At 67.7% G+C, this 19,655-nt stretch carries 23 protein-coding genes; 9 read left to right on the top strand and 14 right to left on the bottom strand.

Annotated features, from left to right (window positions below; all coding sequences use genetic code 11):
• The first annotated feature begins 144 nt into the window (after nucleotides 1-144).
• Nucleotides 145-897 carry an SDR family NAD(P)-dependent oxidoreductase gene (locus tag H7J06_RS04635; protein ID WP_264037431.1) on the top strand — a complete coding sequence of 251 codons (753 nt, stop codon included), beginning with the start codon at nucleotides 145-147 and terminating at the stop codon, nucleotides 895-897.
• Here the strand turns inward: H7J06_RS04635 and H7J06_RS04640 are convergent.
• Together H7J06_RS04640 and H7J06_RS04645 are read right to left on the bottom strand one after the other, a co-directional pair.
• The gene (locus H7J06_RS04640; protein WP_264037433.1) at nucleotides 881-2,203 is read right to left on the bottom strand and encodes a L,D-transpeptidase; all 1,323 of its coding nucleotides are present in this window, start codon (nucleotides 2,201-2,203) and stop codon (nucleotides 881-883) included. The two genes, H7J06_RS04635 and H7J06_RS04640, sit on opposite strands and share 17 nt — an antisense overlap.
• A gap of 15 nt (nucleotides 2,204-2,218) precedes the next feature.
• On the bottom strand, nucleotides 2,219-3,283 hold the full coding sequence (locus tag H7J06_RS04645) for a UDP-N-acetylmuramate dehydrogenase (protein ID WP_264037434.1): 1,065 nt from the start codon (nucleotides 3,281-3,283) through the stop codon (nucleotides 2,219-2,221).
• Nucleotides 3,284-3,309: 26 nt separating this feature from the next.
• Between H7J06_RS04645 and H7J06_RS04650 the strand changes: the two genes are divergently transcribed.
• Genes H7J06_RS04650 through H7J06_RS04665 form a run of 4 tightly spaced genes read left to right on the top strand, consistent with a single transcriptional unit; the run spans nucleotide 3,310 to nucleotide 6,344 of the window.
• Entirely contained in the window at nucleotides 3,310-3,816 is a 507-nt protein-coding gene (locus tag H7J06_RS04650) for a DUF2505 domain-containing protein (RefSeq protein ID WP_264037435.1), read from the top strand.
• Between the two features lies 1 nt (nucleotide 3,817).
• Entirely contained in the window at nucleotides 3,818-4,582 is a 765-nt protein-coding gene (locus tag H7J06_RS04655) for a class I SAM-dependent methyltransferase (protein WP_264037437.1), read from the top strand.
• 26 nt (nucleotides 4,583-4,608) lie between these two features.
• A complete protein-coding gene (locus tag H7J06_RS04660) occupies nucleotides 4,609-5,424 on the top strand; it encodes a carbon-nitrogen hydrolase family protein (RefSeq protein WP_264037438.1) in 816 nt (271 codons plus the stop codon).
• Nucleotides 5,421-6,344 carry an LmeA family phospholipid-binding protein gene (locus tag H7J06_RS04665; RefSeq protein WP_264037439.1) on the top strand — a complete coding sequence of 308 codons (924 nt, stop codon included), beginning with the start codon at nucleotides 5,421-5,423 and terminating at the stop codon, nucleotides 6,342-6,344. Before H7J06_RS04660 ends, H7J06_RS04665 begins: the two co-directional genes overlap by 4 nt.
• Here the strand turns inward: H7J06_RS04665 and deoC are convergent.
• The 6 genes from deoC to H7J06_RS04695 form a co-directional block, all read right to left on the bottom strand.
• A complete protein-coding gene (gene deoC / locus H7J06_RS04670) occupies nucleotides 6,341-7,024 on the bottom strand; it encodes a deoxyribose-phosphate aldolase (protein ID WP_264037441.1) in 684 nt (227 codons plus the stop codon). The two genes, H7J06_RS04665 and deoC, sit on opposite strands and share 4 nt — an antisense overlap.
• Nucleotides 7,024-7,437 carry a DUF2599 domain-containing protein gene (locus H7J06_RS04675; protein ID WP_372515238.1) on the bottom strand — a complete coding sequence of 138 codons (414 nt, stop codon included), beginning with the start codon at nucleotides 7,435-7,437 and terminating at the stop codon, nucleotides 7,024-7,026. Before H7J06_RS04675 ends, deoC begins: the two co-directional genes overlap by 1 nt.
• A gap of 12 nt (nucleotides 7,438-7,449) precedes the next feature.
• Nucleotides 7,450-7,731 carry a DUF2516 family protein gene (locus tag H7J06_RS04680; RefSeq protein WP_173007877.1) on the bottom strand — a complete coding sequence of 94 codons (282 nt, stop codon included), beginning with the start codon at nucleotides 7,729-7,731 and terminating at the stop codon, nucleotides 7,450-7,452.
• Nucleotides 7,732-7,797: 66 nt separating this feature from the next.
• Nucleotides 7,798-8,421 (bottom strand): heparin-binding hemagglutinin, encoded by a 624-nt coding sequence (locus H7J06_RS04685; protein ID WP_264037444.1) that lies wholly within the window; start codon nucleotides 8,419-8,421, stop codon nucleotides 7,798-7,800.
• Between the two features lie 58 nt (nucleotides 8,422-8,479).
• Nucleotides 8,480-8,890, bottom strand: coding sequence for a helix-turn-helix domain-containing protein (locus tag H7J06_RS04690; protein WP_264037445.1), 411 nt, complete (start codon nucleotides 8,888-8,890; stop codon nucleotides 8,480-8,482).
• A 97-nt stretch (nucleotides 8,891-8,987) separates the two neighbouring features.
• On the bottom strand, nucleotides 8,988-10,289 hold the full coding sequence (locus H7J06_RS04695; protein WP_264037446.1) for a DUF445 domain-containing protein: 1,302 nt from the start codon (nucleotides 10,287-10,289) through the stop codon (nucleotides 8,988-8,990).
• Nucleotides 10,290-10,387: 98 nt separating this feature from the next.
• Between H7J06_RS04695 and H7J06_RS04700 the strand changes: the two genes are divergently transcribed.
• Both H7J06_RS04700 and H7J06_RS04705 read left to right on the top strand, forming a co-directional pair.
• Entirely contained in the window at nucleotides 10,388-11,104 is a 717-nt protein-coding gene (locus tag H7J06_RS04700) for a TetR/AcrR family transcriptional regulator (protein WP_264037447.1), read from the top strand.
• Between the two features lie 4 nt (nucleotides 11,105-11,108).
• Nucleotides 11,109-11,981: a polyphosphate kinase 2 family protein gene (locus H7J06_RS04705; protein WP_264037448.1), complete on the top strand. Its 873-nt coding sequence runs from the start codon at nucleotides 11,109-11,111 to the stop codon at nucleotides 11,979-11,981.
• Between the two features lie 15 nt (nucleotides 11,982-11,996).
• Here the strand turns inward: H7J06_RS04705 and H7J06_RS04710 are convergent, their stop codons facing one another.
• From H7J06_RS04710 to H7J06_RS04720, 3 genes are all read right to left on the bottom strand, one after another.
• Nucleotides 11,997-12,851 (bottom strand): 3-hydroxybutyryl-CoA dehydrogenase, encoded by an 855-nt coding sequence (locus tag H7J06_RS04710; protein ID WP_264037450.1) that lies wholly within the window; start codon nucleotides 12,849-12,851, stop codon nucleotides 11,997-11,999.
• A gap of 98 nt (nucleotides 12,852-12,949) precedes the next feature.
• Complete coding sequence (gene aceA / locus H7J06_RS04715; RefSeq protein ID WP_264037451.1) at nucleotides 12,950-14,236, bottom strand: isocitrate lyase; 1,287 nt, start codon at nucleotides 14,234-14,236, stop codon at nucleotides 12,950-12,952.
• Nucleotides 14,237-14,498: 262 nt separating this feature from the next.
• Nucleotides 14,499-15,275: an acyl-[acyl-carrier-protein] thioesterase gene (locus H7J06_RS04720; protein WP_264037568.1), complete on the bottom strand. Its 777-nt coding sequence runs from the start codon at nucleotides 15,273-15,275 to the stop codon at nucleotides 14,499-14,501.
• A 120-nt stretch (nucleotides 15,276-15,395) separates the two neighbouring features.
• Between H7J06_RS04720 and ramB the strand changes: the two genes are divergently transcribed.
• Complete coding sequence (gene ramB, locus H7J06_RS04725; RefSeq protein WP_264037452.1) at nucleotides 15,396-16,823, top strand: acetate metabolism transcriptional regulator RamB; 1,428 nt, start codon at nucleotides 15,396-15,398, stop codon at nucleotides 16,821-16,823.
• A gap of 20 nt (nucleotides 16,824-16,843) precedes the next feature.
• Nucleotides 16,844-17,398 (top strand): carboxymuconolactone decarboxylase family protein, encoded by a 555-nt coding sequence (locus tag H7J06_RS04730; RefSeq protein ID WP_264037453.1) that lies wholly within the window; start codon nucleotides 16,844-16,846, stop codon nucleotides 17,396-17,398.
• Nucleotides 17,399-17,404: 6 nt separating this feature from the next.
• Here the strand turns inward: H7J06_RS04730 and H7J06_RS04735 are convergent, their stop codons facing one another.
• The 3 genes from H7J06_RS04735 to H7J06_RS04745 are packed head-to-tail and all read right to left on the bottom strand — an operon-like array spanning nucleotide 17,405 to nucleotide 19,631.
• Nucleotides 17,405-17,677 carry a hypothetical protein gene (locus H7J06_RS04735; protein WP_264037454.1) on the bottom strand — a complete coding sequence of 91 codons (273 nt, stop codon included), beginning with the start codon at nucleotides 17,675-17,677 and terminating at the stop codon, nucleotides 17,405-17,407.
• Between the two features lie 13 nt (nucleotides 17,678-17,690).
• Nucleotides 17,691-19,085, bottom strand: a complete 1,395-nt coding sequence (gene lpdA, locus H7J06_RS04740; RefSeq protein ID WP_264037455.1) for a dihydrolipoyl dehydrogenase — start codon at nucleotides 19,083-19,085, stop codon at nucleotides 17,691-17,693.
• Between the two features lie 45 nt (nucleotides 19,086-19,130).
• Complete coding sequence (locus H7J06_RS04745) at nucleotides 19,131-19,631, bottom strand: DUF779 domain-containing protein (RefSeq protein ID WP_275078957.1); 501 nt, start codon at nucleotides 19,629-19,631, stop codon at nucleotides 19,131-19,133.
• Nucleotides 19,632-19,655 lie beyond the last annotated feature (24 nt).

Here is a 19,655-nt window from a genome sequence, read left to right on the forward strand (position 1 = left end):
CTGGCGACTCAGCAGGACGGTGGTCCGGGTTCAGTCAGGCGCGGCGGAAATGGCGACGACAACAACACGCACACGATGCGGCGGCGTTGAAACCCTCACTGACGGACACGTGCCGAATTTAGCACGCTGACTAAAGTTGGACGAATGACGTCACCCCAATCCCCCCAGCCCGTCGCGGTCGTCACCGGCGCCAGTTCCGGCATCGGCGAGGCGACGGCGAGAACGCTTGCGGGACAAGGCTTTCACGTGGTCTGCGTGGCCCGCCGCAAGGACCGCGTCGAGGCCCTGGCAGCGGAACTCGGCGGCACCGCGAGTGTGGCGGACGTCACTGACGGCGCCGCCGTGGAGAAGCTGGCGGCCAGTCTGGACCGCGTCGACGTGCTGGTCAACAACGCCGGCGGGGCCAAGGGCACCCAAACCGTTCTCGACGCCGACCTCGACGACTGGCGCTGGATGTGGGAGACCAACGTGCTGGGCACGCTGCGCATGACCAGGGCACTGCTGCCCAAGCTGATCGCCTCCGGCGACGGCCTGGTGGTCACGGTGACCTCGATCGCGGCGTTCGAGATCTACGACGGGGGCGCCGGTTACACGTCGGCCAAGCACGCCCAGGCGGCGCTGCACCAGACGCTTCGCGGCGAGCTGCTGGGAAAGCCGGTGCGGCTCACCGAGATTGCGCCGGGAATGGTCGAGACCGAATTCTCCGTCGTGCGCTTCGGCGGCGACAAGGCCCGCGCGGACGCCCTGTACGAGGGCCTGACGCCGCTGACTGCCGCGGACGTCGCCGAGGTGATCGGGTTCGCCGCGTCACGACCGTCGCACGTCAACCTCGACCAGATCGTCATCCGGCCGCGCGATCAGGCGAACGCGACGCGGAAGTTCACCCGCCCGGAGTGACCGTCGTCGTCTCCGTCGGAGAAACGGTCACCGCCGACGGCGGCGTCGTCGTCGGCGTGCCGGACAGCGTCGGAGCGTCGGTTGGGGTGGCCGGCGCGCTGCTCGGAACGTTGGACGGCGGCGTGGCGTCGTTGAGCGCCGACATCGACTTCCATTCGTCCCAACCCACGGCCCAGTCCCAGATGTCTCCGTCGGAATAGGACAGCTCGATCGACGTGCCGGTCACCTCGACCGGGTCCCCGTAGATGGCGGTGTTGAAGTACTGCTCCGCGTCGGAGGTGGACAGGTTGATGCAGCCGTTGGTGACGTTGGTGTTGCCTTGGGCGCCCGCGCTGGACGGGTTGGCATGGATGAATTCACCGTTGTTGGAGATCCGCACGGCCCACCGCTCGTGGGCGTTGGTGTAGCCCGCGGCCGGGTTGGACATGTAGAAGTCCTCGTACTTCTCGGTGACGACATGGATGCCGCTGCGGGTGACGTTGCGGGGCAGGTCGGCCTCGCCGTAGCTGCAGGGCAGGGTCATGATCGTGCCGGCGTCGGTGATCACCTCGATCTGATGCGACGACGCCTCGGCCTTGACCACCTGCCGACGACCGATCTCGATGTCGAGGGTCGAGTCGGCGGCGCCGAACGCCCCGTCACCGAACGGCACGCCGTAGGTGTTCGCCGCCACGTGCACCTTGGTGCCGGGCGGGTAGTAGTCCTTGGTACGCCAGTGCATCCGTGAGCCGCCGACCTCGTCGGGCAGCCACGCCCAGCTGCCCTCCACGGGCGGGGTGGTGGTGACCACCAGCGCCCGTTCGACGGCCGGCTTCGCGGCGTCGTCGATGGACGCGTCGAACTGCATGATGATCGGGGCGGCGACGCCGACCACCTGACCGTCGGCGAGCTGGAACTGACCGTTGACCCGGGTCTGCGGGGTGACGGTGGTGAAGCTGCCCGTTAACGGGATGGCCTTGCCGTCGCGGCCGACGGCCGAGCCGCCCCACGTGTACTCGGCGCCGTACCCGAGGGGTTCGGTCACCTTGAACGCGGTGCGGTCGGGGTTCAGCGCGCCTGCGACGACGCCGCCCTCGGCGTTGGTCAGCGTGACACGCTGCAGCCAGCCGTTGCTGACCTCGACGCCGACGGGGTCGGTGGGCACCACGTTGGTGGCGTTCTTGGCGGGCTTGTAGGCGACTTCGGCCTTGGCCGGTGCCTCGGTGGAGTTCGGCGCGCTGGTCGTGGTCCTGCCACTACATGCGGCGAGCACGCCGGAGGCGCCCACGGCGATGGCGGTCAGCGCTTGGCGCCGATTGAGGGTCACGTGTACACACGGTACCTAGAGTTCGCACCCAACCAGAATCGGTTCCGGCACGAGCGCTATCCCGAATGCCCGAAGAACCCCGTCCCGCACGTCTCTGGCCAGCGCCAACAGCTCCGCGGTGGTCGCAGCGCCACGATTGGTCACAGCCAGCGCGTGCTTGGTCGAGAGGCGGGCAGGCGCGCCTTCGCCGGGGTACCCCTTGCCGAACCCCGCCCGCTCCACCAGCCACCCGGCCGCCAGCTTGACCCCGTCCGGCGACGGGTAGTTCGGCACCGGGCCGTCGACCCGATCGCTCAGCCGGGTGAATTCGGCGGCCGAGACCACCGGGTTGGTGAAGAACGAACCCACGCTCCACGTGTCGGCGTCACCGTCGTCGAGCACCATGCCCTTGCCGGTGCGCAGGGCCAGCACCGCCTCGCGAACCCGGGTCGGCTTGGCACGCGCACCCGGTTCGACGCCGAGGGTCTTGACCAACTCGCCATACCGCAGCGGTGCGCTGCGATCCCGGGCGTCCAGCGCGAACTCGACTTCCAGCACGACCGCGTCGGAGGAGTTCTTCAGCATACTGGTGCGGTAGCCGAAGCCCAACGCGTCGGGCGTCACCCACCGCACCTCACCGCTGCGCCGATCCAGCAACCGGACCCGGCTGATGACGTCGGCCACCTCGACGCCATAGGCGCCGACGTTCTGCACCGGGGTCGCCCCGGTCGAGCCGGGGATGCCGGAGAGACACTCCAGACCGCCCAAACCGTGGGCCAGCGACGTCACGACGACGTCGTCCCACGACGCGCCCGCCTCGGCGCGCACGACGTCGCCGTAGACGGTGATCTCGGTGTTGGCCAGTCGCACGACGGTCAGGTCGGTCAGGTCGTCGGCGATCACGACGTTCGAGCCCCCGCCAAGGATCAACGTGCGCTCGCTCGCGTCGCCGGGCGACAATTCGCGCAGGACGTCGACGACCTTGTCCGTGGTGTCACAGGTGAGGAGCCTGCTGGCAACTGGTCCGATCCTCAACGTGGTCATGGGCGCGACGGGGACGGACACCTCCACCTCGACGCCACCGATATCCGAACTGACCACGGGCCGTAACGGTAGCGTGGTCGGCTATGCCGCGTTCCTTCGACATGGCAGCCGACTATGACGGCACCGTCGAGCAAATCCACCAGGCCTTCGGCAACGAGCGGTACTGGCTCGAACGACTCGCCCAGTCGGGTGCCGACGAGGCGACGCTGGATTCGATCGACACGGGCGCCGACGGGGGCGTCGACGTCGTGACCACCCAGACCATGCGAGCCGACCGCCTGCCCGGCGTCGTCGGGCAGTTTCACCACGGCGACCTCAGCTTCGTGCGCGAGGAGGCGTGGACCCCGGTGTGCGACGGCCGGGCCACCGCGACCGTCAAGGGAACGATCCCCGGCGCCCCGGCGACGCTGTCCGGAACCGCGGTGCTCGTGCCCAGCGGCACCGGCTCCCGGCTGGAGTTCACCGCGACCGTCGAGGTTCGCATCCCGCTCGTCGGCGGCAAGGTGGAGAACTTCGTCGGCAGCCAACTCGTCGGACTGCTGACCGCCGAGCAGGACTTCACCACGGCGTGGATCAAGGCCAACGCCTGACGTGCCCATCGGGCAGCCAACCCGGGGGACGACCGGCTACAACCGACTGCGCCGCAGCGACCGCTGGCTCGTCCACGCCCCGCGGGTGCGGGCGGCGCTGCTCTCGGCGCCCCAGCCCGTCGTCGTCGACCTCGGATATGGGGCGCTGCCCGTGACGACCCTGGAGTTGGCGGCCCGACTGCGAACGGTCCGGCCCGACGTGCGGGTGGTCGGACTGGAGATCCACCCCGATCGCGTCGTGCCCTCGCAGGAGGGTGTCGACTTCGGGTTGGGCGGCTTCGAATTGGCCGGGCTGCGACCGGTGTTGGTGCGGGCGTTCAACGTGCTGCGCCAGTACCACGTGGACGACGTGGTCGAGGCCTGGACCGAGATGCGGACGCGGCTGGCGCCAGGCGGGCTGATCGTCGACGGAACGTGCGACGAACTCGGAAGACGTTGCTGCTGGGTGCTTCTCGACGACGCCGGCCCGGTGAGCCTGACGCTGGCGTGTGATCCGTTCGCGATCGACAAGCCCTCGGATCTGGCCGAGCGGCTGCCCAAGGTGCTGATCCACCACAACGTGCCCGGCCAACCCGTCCACGCCCTTCTGGCGGCGGCGGACCGCGCCTGGGCCGCGGCCGCGGGACACGGGGTGTTCGGGCCACGCGTGCGCTGGCGGGCGATGGTGGAGGCGCTGGCCGCCGACGGTTACCCGGTCGAGCCGCCGCGCCGGCGGCTGCGCGACGGCGTGCTGTCCGTGCCGTGGTCGGCAGTCGCGCCGCCGTGAGCTGCGCCCCGCATTACGCTGGCACCATGCGGATTGCCCTTGCGCAGATCCAGAGCAGCACCGACCCGGCGGCCAACCTCGGCGTGGTCGAGGACTTCGGCCGCCGCGCCGCCGAGGCAGGCGCCGCGATGGTGCTGTTCCCCGAGGCGACCATGTGCCGCTTCGGGGTGTCGCTGAAGCGCGTCGCCGAACCGCTCGACGGTCGATGGGCGTCGGGCGTTCGGTCCGTCGCCGAGCGCGCCGGCATCGTCGTCGTGGCGGGCATGTTCTGCCCCGGCGACGACGGTCGGGTCACCAACACGCTGCTGGCCACGGGCCCCGGCGTCGAGGCGCACTACCACAAGATTCACCTCTACGACGCGTTCGGATTCAACGAATCACGCACCGTCGCACCGGGTTTCGATCCCGTACTGATCGACGTCGACGGTGTCGCCGTTGGCCTGACCACGTGCTATGACATCCGGTTCCCCGAGCAGTACGTCGAGCTCGCCCAACGCGGCGCCCGGGTCCTCACCGTGCACGCGTCGTGGGGCTCGGGCCCGGGCAAGCTCGAGCAGTGGACCCTGCTCGCCAGGGCCCGGGCGATCGACGCCACCAGCATCGTGGCCGCCGTCGGCCAGGCCTACCCGGGCGACGACGTCGCCGCCGCAGGACCGACCGGAGTCGGCGGCAGCATGGTCTGCTCCCCGACCGGTGACGTGGTGGCCGCGGCCGGCGCCGACCCCCACCTCCTGGTGGTCGACGTCGACCTCGATTCCGTCCAACAGGCCCGCGACACCGTCGCCGTGCTGCGCAACCGAACCGAGTTCGCTCAGTCGGGTAGGGCACAATCGCTCAGGTGACCGACCCATCCGATCCCTGGGCCCGCCAAGGCCAGCAGCCGCCTCAGCCGTACCAGCCTGCGCCGGGACCGGGCGGACCGCAGTGGGCCGGTCCACCGCCGCAGGGCCCACCGCCGGGGTATCCGCCGCAGGGCCAACCGCCGGACGACACCGAGCCCTCGGAGCCGTCGGGCGGCAGGTTCGGGCGCTTCGTCCGCGACCCGTTGTCGATCGTGCTGGTCTTCGTCATCGTGCTCGCCCTCGCCGCAGCGGGCCTGGTCGGCGGCGAGATCTACGCCCGTCAGCGCGGCGCCTCGATCGTCGAGGCCACCATGAAGTGCGTCCTGCAGGACGACGTCTCCGTGTCCTTCGGGGCCTTCCCGCCGTTCCTCTGGCAGTACGCGACGAAGGACTACGCGCACGTCTCCATCACCTCGGCGGGCAATCAGATCCGCGACATGAAGGGCATGAAGGTCCAGATCGACATCGACGGCGCACGTCCGGCGAGTGACCCCAACTCCCAGGGCACCCTCGAGTCGCTCGACGTCACGGCCACCTGGTCGACCGACGGCATGAAGCAGACGATCCAGAACGCCATTCCCCTGCTCGGCGGTCTCGTCAGCGGCGTCACCACGAATGCCGCCGACGGCACGGTCGACATCCAGGGCCCGCTCGGCAGCATCGTCACCAAGCCACAGGCCGTCAACGACGAACTGACGCTTCAGGTCCAGCAGTTGACGGGTCTGGGCTTCACCCTGCCGCGCGAGGCCGTCCAGCCGGCGCTGGACGCGGTCAGCTCACAGCTGACGAAGAACTCCCCGCTGGCGCTGAAGGTGGACGCCGTCCAGGTCACCGACACCGGTGTCGTCACGAAGCTCTCGGCCCGCAACGCGTCGATTCCCGGCGGCAACGATGGGCAGCCCTGCATCACCGGGTTCTAGGAGACCGAGCCCAGTCCGTCGAGCACCGCGCGCGTCCCGGACAGCCCCAACCGGGTCGCGCCGGCCTCCAGCATCGCCACGGCGGCCTCGGCCGTGCGGATGCCGCCGCTGGCCTTGACCTCCACGGTCGGTCCGACGGTGGCGACCATGATCTCCACGGCCCGCACCGACGCCCCACCCGCGGGGTGAAACCCGGTGGAGGTCTTGACGAATTCGACGTCCGCCTCGGCAGCCGCCAGGCACACGTCGACCAACGTCTGCTCACCGGCGAGGTCGAGCAGGGCCGCCGACTCCACGATCACCTTCAGCACCGAATCGGGCACGGCCGCACGCACCGCCGCGATGTCCGAGCGAATGGCGTCGAGGTTGCCGCTGATCGCCGCGCCGACGTCGATCACCATGTCGACCTCGGCGGCGCCCGCTGCGACGGCGAGCGCAGCCTCGTGCGCCTTGACCTCCGACACGTGCTTGCCGGACGGGAATCCGACGACCGTCGCGATCAGCGTTCCTGCGGAGCGAGCTCGCTTGGCGGCGGCCACCATCGACGGCGACACGCACACCGCGTACACGTCGAGGGCGGCGGCCTCCTCGACGAGGGCGGCCACGTCGGCCTCGGTGGCCTCCGGCTTGAGCAGTGTGTGGTCGACCATGCCTGCGACCAGGTCCCGGGTCCAGATCATCAGAACGGCTCCTCGGTTCCCCCGGGATTGCAGCGGGTGTCGACCATCGTGGCGTCGTCGACCACGGGCCGCCACGGCTCCAGATTCCAGCTGGTCTTGCCGGGCTCGGCGATCTCCGCGAAGCTCCAGTGGCACATGAACTGGTCGCGCATGCCCGGCATGTCGGCATCCGGCGCGAGAGCGAGAACCTCACCCCACGCCTCGTCGCCCTGAGCCTCGTTGTTCAGTTGGCCGGCAGCCTCGCGCCCGGCGGGAGTGGGATAGACGCGGAGGCTGGACAGATCACCCCAGTGCACCCACCGCGCGTGGTCGACGAAGGGCGGGCTGACAACCGGAGCCGCGGCGGCGGTCGGCGCCAGCAGGGTGGGCGTCACCGCGCACGCCACCAGAACCGCCGCGAGGGCGGCACGCAGTCTGCACATCGGTTATCGCGACTTTCCCTGGACCTCGAGGATCTTCGGTCGCACGTCGACCAGGTAGACGCCGACGGCGCACGCCGCGATCGCCGAGCCGACCGGCGGTGGAAGGAAGAGCCCCACCAACGTGGTGCCACCGAGGATGGCCAACCAGATGGGCTTGCTGAGCTTCTCGGCGGCGGGATAGGCATCGGTCCGCTGCAGCGCAGCGTGGACGAACGCGTACAGCCCCATCAGGAGTACGCCCACCTGAATCGCAAAGAGGACGTAACTCGCAAGGTCCTGAAGCATCACGCTTCAAGCCTATGCGGGTTACGTCCCCTCAGTCGACTTGCGCTTGGCAAGCGGTCGGAACCGTTACTTCTGGGTCACCTTCTTGGCGGGCGCCTTCTTGGCCGGAGCCTTCTTGGCGGGCGCCTTCTTGGCGGGCGCCTTCTTGACGGGGGCGTTCTTGGCGGCCCGCTGCACCGGGGTGGCAGCCTGCGCAGCCTTGCTCGGCAGCTCGACGCCGACCAGCTTGGCGGCCCGCTCGCCCACGGCGCGGGTCTGCGTGGCCACGGTGCCCAGGGCGTCCTGCGTCAGCTCGACGGCCTGGTCGGTGACGCTCTCGACGCGGTTGGCGGCCTCTTCGAGGGCCGGCTGGCTACGCAGGCGGGTCAGCGCCTCCTCGCCACGCTCGACGAGCTTGTTGTACTGGGCGGTGGCAGCCTCGGCGTATCCCTCGGCGGCCTTGCGCAGTTCCTCGGAGCTCAGCTTCTCGCGCAGCTCGCCGACCTGGCTCGGGAGTTCTTCCTGCAGCTTGGTCAGCTGCGCGCGGCGCTCCTCGACGCGGTTGGTCGCGTCGGTGCGGGCCTCTTCGGCGCGCTCGCGGAGGCTGGCCACGATCTCGTTGACGGTGGCGAGCGCGAGGTCCGCGGCGCCGACGGCGGCGAGCAGCGGGGCCTTCAGGTCTTCGACGGTGGGCTGGTTCTTCTCGGCCATGATGGTGTGTCCCTTCCAAATTCGTGTTCGGTGTGGCTGGTCAGCAGTTGATCGGAGGTCAGTCAGTAGCTGGCTCCCCATCCATGTCGCGCACCTCGTCGAGAGCTTCGTTCTGCTCGCGGAACGAGGCATAGATGTCGAGCAGCACCTGCTTCTGCCGCTCGGTGATCGCGGTGTCCGTGACGATGGCGTCGCGGACCTCGCTCGGCTCGCTGGGTTCGAGAAGTCCTGCCCTGACGTAGAGCACGTCCGCGGAGACCCGGAGCGCCTTGGCGATCTGGTTGAGCACCTCCGCGGATGGCTTCCGCAATCCCCGCTCGATCTGGCTGAGGTAGGGATTGCTGACGCCGGCCTTCTCGGCCAACTGCCGCACCGAAACCTGCGCCAATTCGCGCTGGCTACGGATGAAGCCTCCGATGTCCTGCGCGGCGGTGGACACGACCGCGGCAAGATTTTCGTCCTGCGGCACGGTCGTCCCCCTTCGCGTTGGCCTGGGAAAAGCTTCGAACACAACGGTAGGACGGGGTGCTAGCTATTGCAAGCACTTGTTAGCGCTTGACGGCGAATCAGAACAGAATCTGGGCCACTGAGTAGATGATCAACCCCGCGAGCGAACCCACCACGGTGCCGTTGATGCGGATGAACTGCAGGTCACGCCCCACGTGCAACTCGATTCGCCGGCTCGCCTCGTCGGCATCCCAGCGCTCGATGGTCTCGGTGATGATCGCTGTGATCTCCGTCCCATACTGCGAGACGAGGTGCTGCGCGGCCCGGACGATCCACTTGTCGACCTTCTCGCGGAGCTGCGCGTCGTCCCGCAGCGACTCCCCGATGTGCACCACCGAGTCGGCGATCCGGGTGCGCAACGTCGAGGTGGGGTCGTCGACGGATTCGAGGAAGATGCGCTTGGCCGTGCTCCACGCCGTCTCGGCGGCCTTGGCCACCTCCTCGCGAGCCATGATCTGGTCCTTGATGTTCTCCGCGCGGGCGATCGTCGCCTCGTCGTTCTGCAGGTCGTCGGCGAACTCGAAGAGGAACTTCGTCGCCGACTTGCGCAGCTCGTGGTCCGGGTTGCGGCGCACCTTGTCGGTGAAGTCCATCAGCTCGCGGTGGATCCGGTCACCGACCAGGCCGTCGACCCACCGTGGCGTCCACGTCGGCGAGTCACGCTCGATGACGCGCTCGATGATCTCGTCGGCGTTCAGCGACCACTCGAAGGCGCGGTCGGCTAGCAGCTGCAACAGCGCCTCCTGACGGTGCTCGGCCAACATGCTCGACAGCACCCGGCCGACCGGCGGCCCCCACTGCGGCTGCCCGATGCGCTTGACGATCATCTTGTCGAGGACCTGCTGCACGTCCTCGTCGCGGAGCATCTCCACCAGCACCCGCAACGCGGTCGAGGCCTCGGCGGCCACCCGCTCGGCGTTCCTCGGGTCGGCCAACCACTTGCCCGTCCGCTCGGCGACGTGCGCGTCGCGCAGCTTGGTGGCGACGACCTCGGGCGACATGAAGTTCTCCCGCACGAAGTCGCCGAGGCCCTCGCCGAGCTGATCCTTCTTGCGCTTGATGATCGCCGTGTGCGGGATCGGAATGCCAAGCGGATGCTTGAACAGCGCGGTGACGGCAAACCAGTCGGCGAGCGCGCCCACCATGCCGGCCTCCGCCGCGGCCCGGACGTAGCCGACCCACCCGGCGGCACCCCGGGACTGCGCCCAGGTGGACACCAGGAAGACGACCGTCGCGCCGAGCAGAAAGCCCAGGGCCACGGCCTTCATCCTGCGCAGTCCGCGGCGACGCTCGGCGTCGGCGGCGGAGTCGACGCCTGCGATCGATTCTGCGAAGCTCGGCCGCTGGCCGGACGTGGTCACCACACCACCATCATCCTGCATGTCGTCTGCGGCAGCTCCGTCCCGTCGGGGCACCGGGCGAATTCGGCCGTATCATCTACTGCGGACGAGGGAATGGAATGACGGCGGAAGTTACCGGGGATGGTCCGGCGGGACCTGTGAAGACCGACGGGCGCAAGAGGCGCTGGCACCAGCACAAAGTCGACCGGCGCAACGAATTGGTCGACGGCACGCTGGATGCCATCCGGCTGCGCGGCAGCAACGTCAGCATGGACGAAATCGCCGCGGAGATCGGCGTCTCCAAGACGGTGCTGTACCGCTACTTCGTCGACAAGAACGACCTGACCACCGCCGTCATGATGCGATTCGCGCAGACCACCCTGATCCCCAACATGGCAGCCGCCCTCACGGCGAATCTCGACGGGTACGACCTCACCCGGGAGATCATCCGCGTCTACGTCGCCACCGTGGCCGCCGAGCCCGAGATCTACCCCTTCGTGATGGCAAACAGCTCGGCGAGCAAGAGCAAGGCCGTCGCCGACTCCGAACAGATCATCGCGCGCATGCTCGGCGTGATGCTGCGTCGCCGGATGGCCGAGGTCGGGATGGACACCCGCGGCGCGCAGCCGTGGGCGTTCATGATCGTCGGCGGCGTGCAGTTGGCCACCCACTCCTGGATGTCGCACCCGCGGATGACGTCCGACGAGCTGATCGACTACCTGACGATGCTGTCGTGGAACGCGCTGCGGGGCATCGTCGAAGCCAACGGTTCACTGGAGAAGTTCAACTCGGCACCGCATCCGTCCCCGACTTTGCCCTCACGCCTGCTTGACTGACCAGATGGCCAAAACACCCGACGCCGACCTCCCTTCGCTCTGGACTCACGAACCGCATCATCTGCTGGAGTTCCGGGCCGGCCGTCAGGTCTCCGACATCGACGCGAACTCCACACCCGGGTTCACCGGCAAGAAGAGCGACTCGGGCGACCTGCAGGACGAGCGCAACGGGGTGTTCGCCGAATTGCAGGAAATGCTCTACGCGGGCAGCCGGTCCGGCGACACCCGCAAGATCCTCCTGGTGCTGCAGGGCATGGACACCGCAGGCAAGGGCGGCATCGTCAAACACGTTGTGGGAGCTGGCAATCCACAGGGTATCCGGTATGCCAGCTTCGGCAAGCCGACCGAGGAGGAACTCGCCCACGACTATCTGTGGCGGATCCGCAAGGCACTCCCACCGGCGGGCCACATCGGCGTGTTCGATCGCTCGCACTACGAGGACGTTCTGGCCGTGCGGGTGCACGATCTGGTGCCGCCGGACGTGTGGGGCGCGCGATACGACGAGATCAACGCCTTCGAGAAGGAACTCGTCGACGACGGCACGACGATCGTCAAGTGCGCCATGTTCGTCTCACTCGACGAGCAGAAGAAACGGCTCACCAAACGGCTGCACAGGCCCGACAAGTTCTGGAAGTTCAACCCGGCGGACATCGACGAACGCAAGCTGTGGCCCAAGTACCAGGAGGCCTATCAGGCCGTGCTGGACCGGACCTCGACGGAGTACGCGCCATGGCACGTCATTCCATGCGACCGCAAGTGGTACTCGCGCCTGGCGATCACCGAGTTGCTGATCGAGGCGCTCGACGGGTTCGACTTGTCTTGGCCGCCACCCGATTTCGACGTCGAGGCGGAGAAGAAGCGACTGAAGGACGCCTAGGCCTCCCTGGCCGCCTTAGTACGTGTAGAAACCCTTGCCCGACTTCTTGCCCAGCTGGCCGGCCTCGACCATCCGCTGCAGCAGCGGGGGCGGCCCGTACAGCGGCTCCTTGAACTCTTCGAACATCGAATCCGCGATGAGCTTCAGCGTGTCCAGCCCGACGAGATCGCTCAGCTTCAGCGGACCCATCGGGTGCGACAACCCCGCGACGACGGCCGTGTCGATGTCCTCGACGGTGGCGACACCGGCCTCGGCCATCCGGATCGCCGCCAGAAGGTACGGCACCAGCAGCGCGTTGACGACGAAGCCGGACCGGTCGGTGCATCGCACCACCTTCTTGCCGAGCGTCACGCCCGCGAATTCCGCGACGCGTTCCAACGCATCGTCGTCGGTGACCAGCGTCGGGACCAGCTCCACCAGCGGCAGCACCGGCACGGGGTTGAAGAAGTGCAGCCCCAGCACGCGGCTCGGGTTCTTCGTCGCCGCGGCGATCTTCATGATCGGGATGCTGGAGGTGTTGGACGCCAGCACGGCGGCCGGATCGGTGATGGCCTCGTCGAGCTGCGCGAAGACCTTCGCCTTGACCGCCGCGTCCTCGACGATGGCCTCGACCACCAGCTGGCGGTCGGCCAGGTCGGCGATGTCGGTGGCGACGCTCAACCGCGCAAGCGCGTCGTCGCGCTCGGTCTCGGTCAGCTTGCCCCTGCTGACGCCACGCTCCAGCGACGAGACGATGCGGCCGCGGCCCGCCTCGGCCAGCGCCTCCGTGGGCTCGTAGATGCGGACGTCCACACCCGCGCGCAGCGACACCTCCGCGATGCCTGCGCCCATCTGCCCGGCGCCGACGACACCCACTCGTTCAATGGTCATGTTGTCACTTTCTACTTCATGCCCCGCGAACAGACGCAAAGGGCCCTGAAACACACGGTTTCAGGGCCCTTTGCGTCTGCTCGCGCAGAAAACGGGACCTAGTGGAACTGGCCCTCTTCGGTCGAGCCCGCGAGTGCGGTGGTCGACGAGGTCGGGTCCACGGTGGTGGCGATCCGATCGAAGTAGCCGGCGCCGACCTCACGCTGGTGCTTCGTCGCGGTGTAGCCCCGCTCCTCGGCGGCGAACTCGCGCTCCTGCAGCTCGACGTAGGCGCTCATCTGATTGCGGGCGTAGCCGTGGGCCAGATCGAACATCGAGTAGTTCAGGGCGTGGAAGCCGGCCAGCGTGATGAACTGGAACTTGAATCCCATTGCGCCGAGCTCGTTCTGGAACTTCGCGATGGTCGCGTCGTCCAGGTGCTGCTTCCAGTTGAACGACGGCGAGCAGTTGTAGGCCAGCATCTGGTCCGGGAACTCGCTCTTGACGCCCTCGGCAAACTTCTTGGCCAGCTCCAGGTCCGGGGTGCCGGTCTCCATCCAGATGAGGTCGGAGTACGGCGCGTAGGACTTGGCGCGGGCGATGCAAGGCTCGAGGCCGTTCTTGACCCGGTAGAAGCCTTCCTTCGTGCGCTCGCCGGTGATGAACGGCTGGTCGCGCTCGTCGACGTCGGAGGTGATCAGCGTGGCTGCCTCGGCGTCAGTGCGGGCGATGACGACCGTCGGGACGTCGGCGACGTCGGCCGCCAGGCGGGCCGAGGTCAGGGTGCGGATGTGCTGCTGGGTCGGGATGAGCACCTTGCCACCGAGGTGGCCGCACTTCTTCTCCGACGCGAGCTGGTCCTCCCAGTGCGAACCGGCGACACCGGCGGCGATCATGGCCTTCTGCAGCTCGTAGACGTTGAGCGCGCCACCGAAGCCGGCTTCGCCGTCGGCGACGATCGGGGCCAGCCAGTTCTCGACCGAGCGGTCGCCCTCGACCTTGGCGATCTGGTCGGCGCGCAGCAGCGCGTTGTTGATGCGGCGCACGACCTGCGGGACCGAGTTGGCCGGGTAGAGACTCTGGTCGGGGTAGGTGTGGCCGGAGAGGTTCGCGTCGCCGGCGACCTGCCACCCGGACAGGTAGATGGCCTTGAGGCCGGCACGGACCTGCTGCACGGCCTGGTTGCCGGTCAGGGCGCCCAGCGAGTTGACGTAGTCCATGTCGTGGAGCTGCTCCCACAGCACCTCGGCGCCGCGGCGGGCCAGCGTGCTCTCCTCGACCACGTGCCCCTGCAGAGCGACGACGTCCTCCGGGGTGTACGTGCGGGTGATGCCCTTCCAGCGAGGGTTGTTGTCCCAGTCGTGCTGGATCTGTTCGGGTGACTTCGGCGTGCCAACGGTGGACATCGGGGCTCCTTCGAGTACGAGTGCCGGCGACGTTGCCTTCGTTTCGTTGTTAACGCCACCGCGCATTTAGCTTTTCTGCTTACACGACCATGGCACAGCACATAGTCGCAGGTCCACCGGTTTCGGTTGCCAATTTTCGCCAACCATTGCGTGTAATTTGCGAAGGTTGCGAAGAACCGGATGAACTGAACCGGTTCAGAAGTTACCGTGGAGTAACACAACGCCGCAGGTCAGTACGCCCGTACTGTTAAACCCAATCGATTCAGAGCGAGAAGAGACTGGCGACGGCCTTGACCTCGTCGCCGACCACATATGTGAGCGTTGTAACACTGCGGTCGGCGACGTCCGCGCCGAACCTGTCGGTCGAACCGGCCGGATATTCGTGGCGGAGGATCTCGAGCTGGTCCCCCAACGCGACCGGCAGGTCGTGCTCGATGGTGACGCGCAGCGGCTTGGCCACCAGGTCCGGCCGCTCGACGAGATAGTCCTCGATGACGCTCCAGTACACCGAGTTGTTCATGTGGTCGAAGATGTCGATGTCGCTGACGCGGACGGGATACGCGCGGACGTCGGTCGCATCCCCGCGGGCGCCCGCCTTCAGGTAGGCCTTCCACCGCAATCGGTTGACCGGGGTCGTCTTCTGCAAGCCCGCGATGAAGTCGTCGGAGATGCGCGCCGGCCCCTGCGTCTCGCGGTTGATGTTGATCCAGAACGCCTCGGATTCGATCCGCCCGCCCCGGCGCCCGTCGATGCGCACCCGCATGTCGCACCACCGGTTGGAGGTGCCCGAACACCACCGCCGCAGCCGGAGCATGTCCTTGAACACGATCGGCTCGATCATGTCGATCATGGTGCGTCGGACGATCCAGAGCGGATGCGTCTCCTCGAACCCCATCTCGCGCAGCTGATCGGAACCGATGTCCTGGATGTGCCGGGTGGCGGCGTCGAACTTCAACCTGCCCGTGCGGTCGACGTCCGCCACCCGCAGCGGCCACTCGACGTCGAAGACGTCCGGATGCGGATCGGGGACCGGCATCATCGACTTCGCCAGACCCGTGCCCAGCCCACCCTCGGTGCTCACGAGTCCAGATAATGCCACGAGAGCACCCTGTGCCAATCCTGCGAAGAGTGCCTTCGCAGGCTGATTATGCTGGTGGGCGTGGCCAAGACGTTCGTCGGATCACGGGTCCGCCAGCTCCGCAGCGAGCGCGGATTCAGCCAGGCCGCCCTGGCGCAGATGCTCGACATCTCCCCCAGCTACCTGAACCAGATCGAACGCGACGTCCGACCCCTGACCGTCGCCGTGCTGCTGCGCATCACCGAGGTGTTCGGCGTCGACGCCACGTTCTTCGCCTCCCAGGACGACACCCGCCTGGTCGCCGAACTGCGCGAGGTGACGATGGACAGCGACGTCGGCGTCGACGTGGCCCCCTCCGAGGTGGCCGACGTCGTCAACGCGCACCCCGCGCTGGCCCAGGCGATGGTCAACCTGCACCGGCGGTACCGACTGACCACCACTCAACTCGCGGCGGCCACCGAGGGCCGCTTCTCCGATGGCACCGGCTCCAGCTCGGGCTGGGGATCCATCACGATGCCGCACGAGGAAGTGCGCGACTACTTCTACCAGCGGCAGAACTATCTGCACGAACTCGACGCCGCAGCCGAGGACCTCACCGTCCGCATGCGGATGAACCGCGCCGACCTGGCGGCCGAACTGTCCGACCGCCTCGTCCGGGTGCACGGCGTGCACATCGTCAAGCGAATCGATCTGGGCGACACCGTGTTGCACCGCTTCGACCCCGCCACCAAGACCCTGGAGATCGGCGGGCACCTGCCGTCGGGACAGACGGTCTTCAAGCTCGCCGCCGAGTTGGCCTTCCTCGAGTTCGGCGACCTCATCGACAGCCTGGTCGACGACGGCAACTTCACCAGCGACGAATCCCGCACCCTGGCCCGCCTGGGGTTGGCCAACTACTTCGCGGCGGCGACCATCCTGCCGTACCGCCAGTTCCACGACGTGGCCGAGAACTTCCGCTACGACGTCGAGCGGCTCTCGGCGTTCTACTCCGTCAGCTACGAGACCATCGCACACCGATTGTCGACGTTGCAGCGACCGTCGATGCGGGGCGTCCCCCTGTCGTTCGTCCGCGTCGACCGGGCCGGCAACATGTCGAAACGGCAGTCCGCCACCGGTTTTCACTTCTCCTCCAGCGGGGGCACCTGCCCGCTGTGGAACGTCTACGAGACGTTCGCCAACCCAGGAAAGATCCTGGTGCAAATCGCCCAGATGCCCGACGGACGGCACTACATGTGGGTGGCGCGCACCGTCGAGCGCAGGGCGTCGCGGTACGGCCAGCCGGGTAAGACGTTCGCGATCGGCCTCGGCTGCGAGCTGCGCCACGCGCAGCGACTGGTGTACTCCGACGGGCTCGACCTCTCCAGCGAGGTGGGCACGCCGATCGGGGCGGGCTGCCGGGTATGCGAGCGCGACAACTGCCCGCAACGCGCGTTCCCCGCCCTCGGCCGGGCGCTGGATCTCGACGAGCACCGCAGCACGGTGTCGCCATACCCGGTCAGGCGCACCTGACCCCACCTACACTGCAAGAGGTGAGCGCCCCCGAGACTGTTCCCGCACGTATCCGGCCAGGAGGCTTCCGCGAGCTCGGACCCCTGAACTGGATCATCGCCAAGTTGGGCGCGAGGGCCATCCGCGCCCCCCGCTTCGCACTCTTCAACGTGATCGGGCAGCACCAACTGCTGTTCCTGGCCTGGCTTCCGTATTCGGGGATGCTGCTCGGGCTTGGCAAACTGCCCCGCCAGGAGGCCGAGTTGGTCATCCTTCGGGTCGGGCACCTTCGCGACTGCGAGTACGAACTGCAGCAGCACCGGCGCCTCGCCCGCAGCCGTGGCGTCGACCTCGACACCCAGGCGCGGATCTTCGAGGGCCCGGACGCGGAGGGGCTCACCGACAGGCAACGCGTTCTCATCACCGCGACCGACGAGTTCGTCATCACCCGGTCCATGTCGGCCGAGACGTGGACCGCGCTGTCGTCCCATCTGACCAAGAAGCAGCTGATCGAATTCTGCATGCTGGCAAGCCAATACGACGGACTGGCCGCCACCATGGCGACGCTGAAGATCCCGCTAGACTTCCCGAACTGACCGTCGCTACAGGTAGGTCACCGCAAGCACGCTGACCGAGAACAGCAACGGCGACACGGGCAGACACCACGCGAACGCGGCCTTCGCGAAGTCCTTGCGGCGATGGAACCGCCGACCCAGGAAGACGCATGCCACGCCGATGAGCAGCGTGGCCGCCGCGGTCACCAACACCCACACGTCGACGGTGGTGGTCTGAGTCGCGAGGGAGATCGCGGCCAGCCACAACACGTGGCCGACGATCAGTCCGCCGACGCCGGCGACGACGACCGTTGCTTTCACGCGGGCGCGTCGATCAGAAGTTGATCATGTGGCCGGCCAAGCCGTGGAAGCACTCCTGCAGCGCCTCCGACAGCGTGGGATGGGTGTGCACGTTGCGGGTGAGCTCGTTGACGGTCAGGTCCCACTTCTGCGCGAGCGTGAGCTCCGGCAGCAGCTCGGACACGTCGTGCCCGATCAGATGGCCGCCGAGCAGTTCGCCGTACTTCGCGTCGGCGATGATCTTGACGAATCCGCCCGGCTCACCCAGCCCGTGTGCCTTGCCGTTCGCGGTGAACGGGAACTTCGCGACCTTGACGTCGTACCCCTCGTCGCGGGCCTGCTGTTCGGTGAGTCCGAAGCTGGCGACCTGCGGCTGGCAGAACGTGGCCCGCGGCAGCATGCGGTAGTCACCCAACGGCAATGTCTCTGCGCCGGCGATGGTTTCGGCCGCGACCACACCCATCGCTTCGGCGACGTGGGCCAGCTGCAGCTTCATCGTGACGTCGCCGATGGCGTAGATGTGCGGCACGTTGGTGCGCATGTAGTCGTCGATGGCGATGGCCTTGCGGTCGGTCAGCTCGACACCGGCCTTGTCCAGGCCGATCGTCTCGACGTTGGGCACGAACCCGATCGACTGCATGACCTTGTCGGCGACGAGTTCCTCGGTCTTGCCGTCCTTGCTGACGACGACCTTCACCGACGAGCCCTCGTCGGTGATCGACTCCACCTTGGTGCCGGTGCGGATCTTCACGCCCAGCTTCTTGAACTGCTTCTCGATCTCCTTGGAGATCTCGGCGTCCTCGTTGGGCAAGGCACGGGGCAAGAACTCGACGATGGTGACGTCCACGCCGTAGTTGCTCATCACGTAACCGAACTCCATGCCGATGGCACCGGCGCCGGCGATGACGATCGACTTGGGGAGCTCACCCTCCATGATCTGTTCTTCGTAGGTGACCACGTTCTCCGACAGCTCAGTCCCCGGAACCAGCCGGGTGCGGCTGCCGGTGGCGATGATGGCGTTGTCGAAGGTGACCGAGTCGGTGCCACCGTCGTTCAGCTCGACCGAGAGCGTGTTGGCGTCGGTGAACGTACCGCGGCCGTGGATCTCGGTGATCTTGTTCTTCTTCATCAGGAAGTGCACGCCCGCGACGCGGCCGTCGGCGACCTTGCGGCTGCGGTCGAACGCCGAACCGTAGTCGAACGACACGTCACCGCTGATGCCGAACGTCTTGGCTTCCTTGGTGAAGATGTGCGCCAGCTCGGCGTTGCGCAGCAGCGACTTGGACGGGATGCAGCCCACGTTGAGGCACACACCACCCCAGTACTTGGGCTCGACGATGGCAGTGTTGAGGCCGAGCTGGGCAGCGCGAATGGCGGCCACGTAACCGCCGGGACCGGCACCGAGTACGACGACGTCATAGTGAGTCACGACCCCAGCCTAATGGTCGCGGCCACGGCACCCGCGGTAGATCCGTCAGCCGAGAGCGATCGCCGGCCGCGCCGCGGGGATGGGACAGGCGTCCTGCGCCTCGGCCACGACGTGAGTGCCGTTCTCGCGCGGACGCTCGCCGCGTTCGTAGCGCGACCCGGTGACCGGCGGGTCCGCGTCGAGCAGCCGGTTCTCCTCCTCGGTGAAGGCGCGACCGCGGCTGAGGAACCGCATCCCCTCCGGCGTCTCGAGGCTGAAGCCACCACCGCGGCCGGGCACCACGTCGATGACCAACTGGGTGTGCTTCCACGCCTCGAACTGGCTGCCCGAGATCCACACCGGCACGCCGTCGCCCACGTCGAGGGTGCCAAGCAGGACGTCACGGTCGCCCACCAGGAACTCGCCGTCGGGATAACACATCGGCGACGACCCGTCGCAGCACCCGCCGGACTGGTGAAACATCAACGCTCCGTGGCGACTTTGCAACGTCCGGAGCAGTTGGGCCGCGGCCTCGGTGATCAGTGCGCGGTTCGGTACGTCCACCATCGTCAATCCCCTCCCCTGGTCCGT

The organism is Mycolicibacterium hodleri (assembly GCF_025822245.1).
GTDB classification, from domain to species: domain Bacteria; phylum Actinomycetota; class Actinomycetes; order Mycobacteriales; family Mycobacteriaceae; genus Mycobacterium; species Mycobacterium hodleri.